The organism is Tenuifilum sp. 4138str, assembly GCF_041102575.1.
In the GTDB taxonomy this organism is placed as follows: Bacteria; Bacteroidota; Bacteroidia; order Bacteroidales; family Tenuifilaceae; genus Tenuifilum; species Tenuifilum osseticum.
In genome coordinates, this window is the sequence record NZ_JBGCUE010000008.1 from 158929 (window position 1) to 166518 (window position 7590).

The 7590-nt window shown below is 40.8% G+C and carries 10 protein-coding genes; 5 read left to right on the forward strand and 5 right to left on the reverse strand.

Annotated features, from left to right (window positions below; all coding sequences use genetic code 11):
• Positions 1-94: 94 nt before the first annotated feature.
• From AB6811_RS09265 to AB6811_RS09275, 3 genes are all read right to left on the reverse strand, one after another.
• Positions 95-910, reverse strand: coding sequence for a hypothetical protein (locus AB6811_RS09265; RefSeq protein ID WP_369490170.1), 816 nt, complete (start codon positions 908-910; stop codon positions 95-97).
• Positions 911-1464: 554 nt separating this feature from the next.
• Positions 1465-1659, reverse strand: a complete 195-nt coding sequence (locus AB6811_RS09270; RefSeq protein ID WP_369490171.1) for a hypothetical protein — start codon at positions 1657-1659, stop codon at positions 1465-1467.
• 5 nt (positions 1660-1664) lie between these two features.
• Entirely contained in the window at positions 1665-1799 is a 135-nt protein-coding gene (locus AB6811_RS09275; protein ID WP_369490172.1) for a hypothetical protein, read from the reverse strand.
• 416 nt (positions 1800-2215) lie between these two features.
• Here AB6811_RS09275 and AB6811_RS09280 point away from each other — a divergent pair, with 416 nt between their 5' ends.
• From AB6811_RS09280 to pyrI, 4 genes are all read left to right on the forward strand, one after another.
• Positions 2216-3097 (forward strand): hypothetical protein, encoded by an 882-nt coding sequence (locus AB6811_RS09280; protein WP_369490173.1) that lies wholly within the window; start codon positions 2216-2218, stop codon positions 3095-3097.
• A complete protein-coding gene (locus AB6811_RS09285; RefSeq protein ID WP_369490174.1) occupies positions 3098-3715 on the forward strand; it encodes an IMPACT family protein in 618 nt (205 codons plus the stop codon). It abuts the gene before it with no gap.
• A 63-nt stretch (positions 3716-3778) separates the two neighbouring features.
• A complete protein-coding gene (pyrB, locus tag AB6811_RS09290; RefSeq protein ID WP_369490175.1) occupies positions 3779-4690 on the forward strand; it encodes an aspartate carbamoyltransferase in 912 nt (303 codons plus the stop codon).
• A gap of 12 nt (positions 4691-4702) precedes the next feature.
• Complete coding sequence (gene pyrI, locus AB6811_RS09295) at positions 4703-5161, forward strand: aspartate carbamoyltransferase regulatory subunit (RefSeq protein ID WP_369490176.1); 459 nt, start codon at positions 4703-4705, stop codon at positions 5159-5161.
• A gap of 48 nt (positions 5162-5209) precedes the next feature.
• Here pyrI and AB6811_RS09300 read toward each other — a convergent pair whose 3' ends face one another.
• On the reverse strand, positions 5210-5632 hold the full coding sequence (locus AB6811_RS09300; RefSeq protein WP_369490177.1) for an Hsp20/alpha crystallin family protein: 423 nt from the start codon (positions 5630-5632) through the stop codon (positions 5210-5212).
• Between the two features lie 441 nt (positions 5633-6073).
• On the opposite strand from AB6811_RS09300, the gene AB6811_RS09305 reads away from it, so the two are divergent.
• Entirely contained in the window at positions 6074-6967 is an 894-nt protein-coding gene (locus AB6811_RS09305) for a DUF3800 domain-containing protein (RefSeq protein WP_369490178.1), read from the forward strand.
• A gap of 43 nt (positions 6968-7010) precedes the next feature.
• Here AB6811_RS09305 and AB6811_RS09310 read toward each other — a convergent pair whose 3' ends face one another.
• Positions 7011-7445 carry a hypothetical protein gene (locus AB6811_RS09310; protein ID WP_369490179.1) on the reverse strand — a complete coding sequence of 145 codons (435 nt, stop codon included), beginning with the start codon at positions 7443-7445 and terminating at the stop codon, positions 7011-7013.
• Positions 7446-7590 lie beyond the last annotated feature (145 nt).

Below are 7590 nucleotides of genomic sequence, written 5' to 3' on the forward strand. Positions count from 1 at the left end.
TTTTTACAAATTTACTACATTAAACCATAAACTTAGCAGGAATGCTAAAAAGAAAAAAGGCCCTCAGGACTTTTCCCTTGATTGTTAAGCAAATCTACCTATATGCGGGATTAACATTCGGATTTGAGGGGTAGTACAGGTTTACCTTGTAGTTAAAGGATATGAAATTATTCTCGCCAATGGGAACATCAATGCGTAAATCCCTGTACTTTTTCAGATCGGGCTTTTTAAAGTAAACCAACCCACGGACTGACTCGTTTTTGGATAGGGTTGTTTTGCGGAGCGAGTTATTGATCCATGCATCTGTTGATGCGTAAATCAGATCGCTTCGGATATTATTCATCTCCTGGGAGAAATCGGCAAAGTTAAGGGTTGTCCCTGCCGCTGCAGCAGCCACCTCGGTTCGGTTAACTGCACGCTGTTTGGTACCCTTGGCATCGGCTGAGGCTGTTGCAACCATTACCGGTAATGCCAATGCAGCTACTGCAATTGAAGCAGTAGCAAGGTTTTTCTGATTAGCCTCAATCTGCGATTGCGCCAATTCATTTTTAAGAATTTCTAGTTCGGGATCAGCGGCATAGATTGGGAATGTGCTGTACACAATCTGGTTGATTACCGGATCCCACTTCCCACTATCGGTAAACATCACCATTTTTTCGGGGCAAACCAGAAAATCCTCATCGGTAGCGTTAATCACCTCTATATCGAACACCATGTAGGCATCTGTAGTACCATGGTAAGCGCAATGAACCACAAAGCTATCCTTAAAGTAACTGGTAAATTCTTTCCCGCTTTCCCAGGTTGTATTTGATTCCTTAGATTTTAACCTGATAACTGGGTTTGGAGTTGCACAAGAAGCCAATAAACTTACTACAAGGATGTAACTGGCTAACTTTTTAAAAGGTTTCATCCGTATAAAATATTTATATTATTAATTACTAACTCGTTACTCTCTTGCTTTTAACAAACTTTATCGAGCGGATGGAACACCCATAGTTTGACTTCGTCGAGCTCGCAAAAAACGCTCGGTTGTTCATCTGTATTTGTGCAAGCTGCCTTACATGGGTGTTTCATAGATTTTAGGTAGTTGGTTTAACGTAAGCCGTCAAATAACATGCCATGAACCTAAAAAAATCAAACATTCTCATACATTAATTTGATGTTGAAAAACACCTATGGAACAATTGAAATGGAAGATCACCCCAGTTGGGTTAAAAACGAGATTCCTCGCTGTGTTCGGGATGACGGTATGCTTTATTCGTGAATCGTTGCTCGTTGCTCGTATAACTATTGTCATGTTGAGCGTTAGCGAAACATCTCTTTAGGGCCGATTAGAGATCCTTCGCTGCGCTCAGGATGACAAAAGAAGTTATTTGTGTAAGTTGCACGTTGTTCGTTGTACGTGAAATTGACCTCACCCCCGCCCCTCTCCTGTCAGGAGAGGGGAGAAGCAATTAGGAAACCTTATTGCAGGACTAAAGTCTCCCCTCTCAGGGGAGATTTAGAGGGGTCATCTAGGTTGAATGTGGAAAAAAACCTCACCCCAACCATTTTCCATAAGGGGGGAATGGAGCGGAAGAAGCAAGCAGAGGCATAAAAGCCTGACCCGGCAATGGGTCGGGGGTGGAACGTGGCGGTGGGCTTAGTAAGCGATACCACATGAGTCAGGCATAAAAGCCTGACCCGGCAATGGGTCGGGGGTGGAACGTGGCGGTGGGCTTAGTAAGCGATACCACATGAGTCACGCCACAGGCGTGGCGAATAGTATCGCGTAGCAGTTCCACCCACGGGGTACCCATCGGGTCGGGCTTTTCAGCCTTGATTTTCTTTGGTTCTTTCTTGTATCAAGACAAGAAAGAACGCGAAAATCGCTCTTTGCCATGCTTTTCCGTTGCGATGCAACGCTTCCCCCTTGCTCTTTGGCTTATGCATGGCCTGCATCGCCATATGAGGGGGAGCTGCCCTAGAGTTACAAATATTTAGCCCCTACGGGGCTAGAAACGGAGTTCGTTGCTCGTGAAACTATTGTCATGTTGAGCGGTAGCGAAACATCTCATTGACGCCAATATGAGTTCCTTTGCTAAAACTCTGGCTGACAATTTGCGGTTGTTCTCATTTAAAAACTACATTGCATGTTAATTGTATGTTAATACTTACCTCTAAAAAAATTTGTGGGGTAAGGAAAGATGCTATAACTTTGCACAAACCTAAAAGGATGTTCTACTTGCTGCTCTGCATATTATCATCTACAGTAGTTTTAATCACCTTTAAGTTACTCAACCGCTTTTCAGTCAACAACTTTAGCGCAATCATCATTAACTATTTGGCAGCCAGCGTAGCTGGTTTTTTTTTGGCCAAAGGTGAACTATCGGGGTTTTATCAGCTAGGCATACTACCCATACTACTGATGGTGGCTATGGGTGTCCTTTTCATAACCATGTTCCATTTCCTGGGTAAGAGTACGCAAACAGCCGGTGTTGCCATAACATCGGTAGCAGCTAAGATGTCGGTAATAATCCCCATACTGGTATCGGTACTGATTGACCCAAACGATAAGTTAAATGCAGTACGATTAGCAGGCATTACACTTGCCTTAATTGCAGTTCTCTTACTTGTAATACCAAGAAAAACAGAAAAATTTAAACCGGTTAAAACATATCTTCCACTAATAATCTTTTTGGGTATTGGAATGGTAGATGCATCGGTTAAGGTTGCACAGCAATACTTTGTAACCAACGAGCTAAATCCCTTGTTCAATGCGATTGTATTTGCCATGGCTGGCATTACAGGCTCACTACTGCTACCTTTTAATACCCATGCAGCCAAAGATTTTCATAAATTCAAAACATGGCTACTAGGAACATTGCTGGGGTTGGCAAATTTTGGATCGATGTTTTTTATGGTTGCTGCGCTGAACCATGTTGGAAGCAAAGGAACTCCCCTGGAGGGATCGGTTCTTTTCGGCATAAACAATTTGGGGGTAGTTCTGGCAGGAACGCTGGTTGGGCTGCTACTATTTGGTGAAAGGCCAAGCAAAACAAATCTTTCCGGGATAGCCCTTTCTGTATTGGCAATTGTAATACTTATGCAAAGCTAAATGGTTGAAGTAGCTGACACATACAAAACCATCGATTCGCCTGCCGAGGGAATTTACAAGGAAAAAGGCAGTAAGTTCCTCGCTAAAGCATACCCTGTAAGAACCGAGGAGCAAGTAAAAGCAATAGTTGAGCAGCTTAAGGAAGAATTCTATGATGCCCGACATCACTGCTACGCATATATTTTAGGGCCAAAGGGCGACAAATGGAGGGCTAACGACGACGGCGAACCATCGGGTACTGCCGGCAAGCCCATTCACGGGCAATTGCTCAGCTTTAACCTAACCAACGTTTTAGTGGTGGTAATACGTTACTTTGGGGGAACAAAGCTAGGCGTATCGGGCTTGATAAATGCCTATAAAACGGCAACCCACGATGCCTTAACCAATGCAAAAATTATCACCCGAACCGTTGATGCCATTTACAGTGTAACCTTTGGTTACACCATGATGAACGAGGTGATGCGATTAGCCAAGGACTTAAACCTTCAACTACTAGAGCAGCAATTTGATAATACCTGCATTATCAGGGTAAGGATTCGGCGCTCACTGGAAGGCGAGTTCCTATCCAGATGCTCCAAGATTGAAGGACTTATTGCCGATTTTGAATTTGAGGATTGATGTACTAGCCCCGTTTATCGGGGCTTTTTTTTGAACCATATACTTAAACACAAAATAAAAACTATGAAAAACAGAAGTTTGGTAGCAATCAACGATCTGAGCAGGGATGAGATATTCAGAGTGCTCGACCTTGCCGAGGAGTTTGAGAAAAACCCTATTCAGCGAATCATGGAAGGGAAAGTGGTGGCAACACTTTTCTTTGAACCGTCGACCCGAACCCGCTTGAGCTTTGAAAGCGCTGTAAACAAGTTAGGCGGACGGGTAATTGGCTTTTCGGAGGCATCAACCAGTAGTGTATCCAAAGGCGAAACCCTTAAGGATACTATTCTCACCGTAGCCAACTATTCCGACCTGATAGTGATGCGACACCCCGTGGAGGGTAGCGCACGCTATGCAAGCGAGGTATCGCCGGTTCCCATTGTTAATGCAGGCGATGGTGCCAACCAGCATCCAACCCAAACCCTACTCGACCTTTACTCCATTCGCAAAACGCAGGGCAAACTCGATAACCTGAAGATTGTAATGGTAGGTGACCTTAAGTATGGTCGAACCGTTCACTCCCTGCTGATGGCCATGAGCCAGTTTAACGCCTCGTTTACATTTATTTCGCCCGCCGAACTCCGAATGCCATTGGAGTATAAAATGTATCTCGATGAGTTAGGCTTAAATTATGAGGAGCATACCGATTTGGCCGAAAACATTAAGGATGCCGATATTGTTTACATGACCCGGGTTCAGCGCGAACGCTTCTCCGACCCCATGGAATACGAAAAGGTTAAAAACGCCTACATCCTGAAAAACTATATGCTTGAAGGCACAAAGCCAAACATGCGAGTGCTACATCCGCTGCCCAGGGTAAACGAAATAAATACTGATGTAGATGAATCGCCAATGGCATACTACTTTACTCAGGCTCTAAACGGCGTTTACACCCGTATGGCGATCATGGCTCTTATTTTAGGTCTAAAAAAGTAAAAGAATATCGATATGAAAGACAAGAAACATCTGAGTGTTAGCGCCATTGAGAATGGAACAGTAATTGACCATATACCGGCGCAAAACCTGTTTAAGGTTATCACCATCCTCGGACTCGATAGGATACCAAACCAAATAACCTTTGGAACAAACCTGGAGAGTAAACTACTCGGCAAAAAGGCTATTGTTAAGATTGCCGATAAGTACTTTGAGCGCGATGAGATTAACCGAATAGCCCTTGTTGCGCCTCATGCCAAGCTCAACATCATTAAAAACTATGAGGTAACGGAGAAAATGCTGGTTGAAGTACCCAACGATATAAGTGGCATTGTAAAATGCGTTAACCCAAAGTGTATCACCAACGTTGAAAAGGTTACCCCTAAATTCAAGGTGGTTGACAAGAATAGCGTGTCGTTAAAGTGCCACTACTGCGAAAAAATTACCGACCAGGAACACATGGAGTACCTATAAACAGTAAAGCCCCGGGAACGGGGCTTCGCTGTTTTTAACATTTTCCCGTTACGATATCGAGATCTGACGTACGGGTTTAACCTTAGCTTCTTCCTTCTTTGGGATGATAATGCTTAAGATGCCGTCCTTGTACGAAGCTTTAATCTTATCGGTGTCGGCTGTATCGGGTAAGGTGAACGACCTTTTGAATGAGGAGTAACGGAACTCACGACGCATTACCTTTTCGTCCTTATTCTCCTCCTTAACCTCTTTCTCGCTGGAAATCTCCAGCACGTTGTTGTTCAAGTCAACCTTAAAGTCCTTCTTGTCGAACCCGGGAGCAGCCACCTCAATGGTGTAATCGTCCTTCCCTTCCTTGATGTTTACCGAAGGGATTGTTACACTCTCGCTGTCGTCAAAGAAACGGCTGATAAAATCATCCCCAAAGAACTCATCTACCAGACTTGGTAGAGTGCTTCTGCGACGTAACATTGGCATCATAGTTTTACCCTCCCATTATTTTGGTTAGACATCAATGCTTTCACCTAGCATTTTTCAAACCGTATGCCAACCCTTTATTCGTGCCATTTTTTCACCACACAAGGCAAAAACAAGCCAATTTGTCGCAAAAAATATTATGAATTAGACGTTAACAAGAGCAATATGAACCTGAAACATTCATAACACAAGAACATATTGCAGAACTATTAAAATATACAAATTAACTAAACTACAAGACTAATTGGAACGCACGAACATCAACTAATACTGGCATGTGCTATGTTTGCGTGTTAACACTATTTTTTATAATTTCACTTGCATACTACAAAAAAAATCTATAATTTTGTAACATGCGTCTGGGAAGAGTCGCCAAGCGTCTCAATCATGGGAATCATTCCTTGAAACCAGTCGCTTTTTTTATTTTTGACACTAATGGTATACTTCTGTTACATTGATGAATCAGGAACTCCTGACATTCCAGGAAATACAAGTCATTACGTTTTAGCTGGTTTGTCAATCCCAATATGTTATTGGAAGAGATGTGAAAGGGGGATATCATCATTAAAACAAAAATACGATTTACAAGGCTCTGAAATCCATACAGGGTGGATAATGCGTAAATATATTGAGCAAAGCAGAATTGTAGGATTTGAAACTATGAATTATGCTCAAAGACGACATGAGGTACAAAAATTTAGAAATGCAGAACTTCTCAAACTTCAAAAGAGTCAAAATAAAAGTCACTATAAACAAACTAAAAAGAATTATCATCAAACAGAAGCTTATATTCACTTAACATATTATGAAAGAGTTGCTTTTATCCAAGAATTAGCCGATTTAATTGGTAGTTGGAAATTTGCAAGATTATTTGCCGAATGCATAAATAAAATACACTTTGATCCTATTAGAGCCAAACAAACAGTAGATGAACAAGCATTTGAACAATTAGTTTCACGGTTTGAACAATACATGAAAATTATCAGCAAAAGCAAAAATGATTCAGAACTTTTTGGAACTCTTGTACATGATAATAATGAAACAGTATCCAAAAAGCATACGGCTTTAATGAAAAAATTTCATAATCAAGGTACATTATGGACAAGTATTGAACATATTATTGAAACCCCATTCTTTGTTAATTCAGAACTTACAAGTCTTATCCAAATAGCTGATTTATGCAGCTATTCATTAAGGAGATATTTTGAAAACAATGAAACTGACCTATTAAACAGAATTCAAAGTCGATTTGATAGAAAAAATGGAAAAATAGTTGGCGTACGTCACTTTACTGATACAACTTGTAAATGTATGTTCTGTGCATGTTAGAATTGAAGGTAACAGAAGTGTTTGATGACGACTTTCTACATTATTAATACCCGTTCACCTCAAGCGCTTTTTGGTAGTGCGACTCGGTAAAGTTATACTTTTTATTACTTTTCCTGTTGTAATTTTCCCACTTCTCAATGTTCTCTGGATTGAATTCCCAATAATTTAAGGTATTAAATACTAGAGTATCATCAAAAACTAACAGTATTGAATCTATTCTGCAAGTACTCGAAACGAATGGCGGTGGTGAAGACCCTATGTCACATGTTATTTGTTTTAGGGAATCATTAGGCATTAATGAGAATGATAATTCAGTACTGATACTGCCAAAACAATATACATCAACAGATATTTTATGTTCTGTCAAATTTATAAACCACCAATCGCCACAAACCCACTTATCACAACTGGCATATGAAAAAAACATAATTACCCCTATTGATATTAATAATTTGTAAATTATTTTAATCGGCTTCATAGGTTTAAATATTTTTATAGAAATTAATCAATTCATCAATATCCTCATTAGCAACACCAAAAGGCTTGTTTATTATCATAGGAATTGGTTAAAACCCTGCAATTTCATTGCAGGTACTTTAGTTTCTATAAATTTCATAGATTTA

Coding starts and splice junctions, on each gene's coding strand:
- AB6811_RS09310 (WP_369490179.1), bottom strand. CDS start 7,445: ATGAAGCCGATTAAAATAATTTACAAATTATTAATATCAATAGGGGTA.
- AB6811_RS09275 (WP_369490172.1), bottom strand. CDS start 1,799: ATGGGTACCCCGTGGGTGGAACTGCTACGCGATACTATTCGCCACGCC.
- AB6811_RS09265 (WP_369490170.1), bottom strand. CDS start 910: ATGAAACCTTTTAAAAAGTTAGCCAGTTACATCCTTGTAGTAAGTTTA.
- AB6811_RS09285 (WP_369490174.1), top strand. CDS start 3,098: ATGGTTGAAGTAGCTGACACATACAAAACCATCGATTCGCCTGCCGAG.
- AB6811_RS09280 (WP_369490173.1), top strand. CDS start 2,216: ATGTTCTACTTGCTGCTCTGCATATTATCATCTACAGTAGTTTTAATC.
- pyrB (WP_369490175.1), top strand. CDS start 3,779: ATGAAAAACAGAAGTTTGGTAGCAATCAACGATCTGAGCAGGGATGAG.
- pyrI (WP_369490176.1), top strand. CDS start 4,703: ATGAAAGACAAGAAACATCTGAGTGTTAGCGCCATTGAGAATGGAACA.
- AB6811_RS09300 (WP_369490177.1), bottom strand. CDS start 5,632: ATGTTACGTCGCAGAAGCACTCTACCAAGTCTGGTAGATGAGTTCTTT.
- AB6811_RS09305 (WP_369490178.1), top strand. CDS start 6,074: ATGGTATACTTCTGTTACATTGATGAATCAGGAACTCCTGACATTCCA.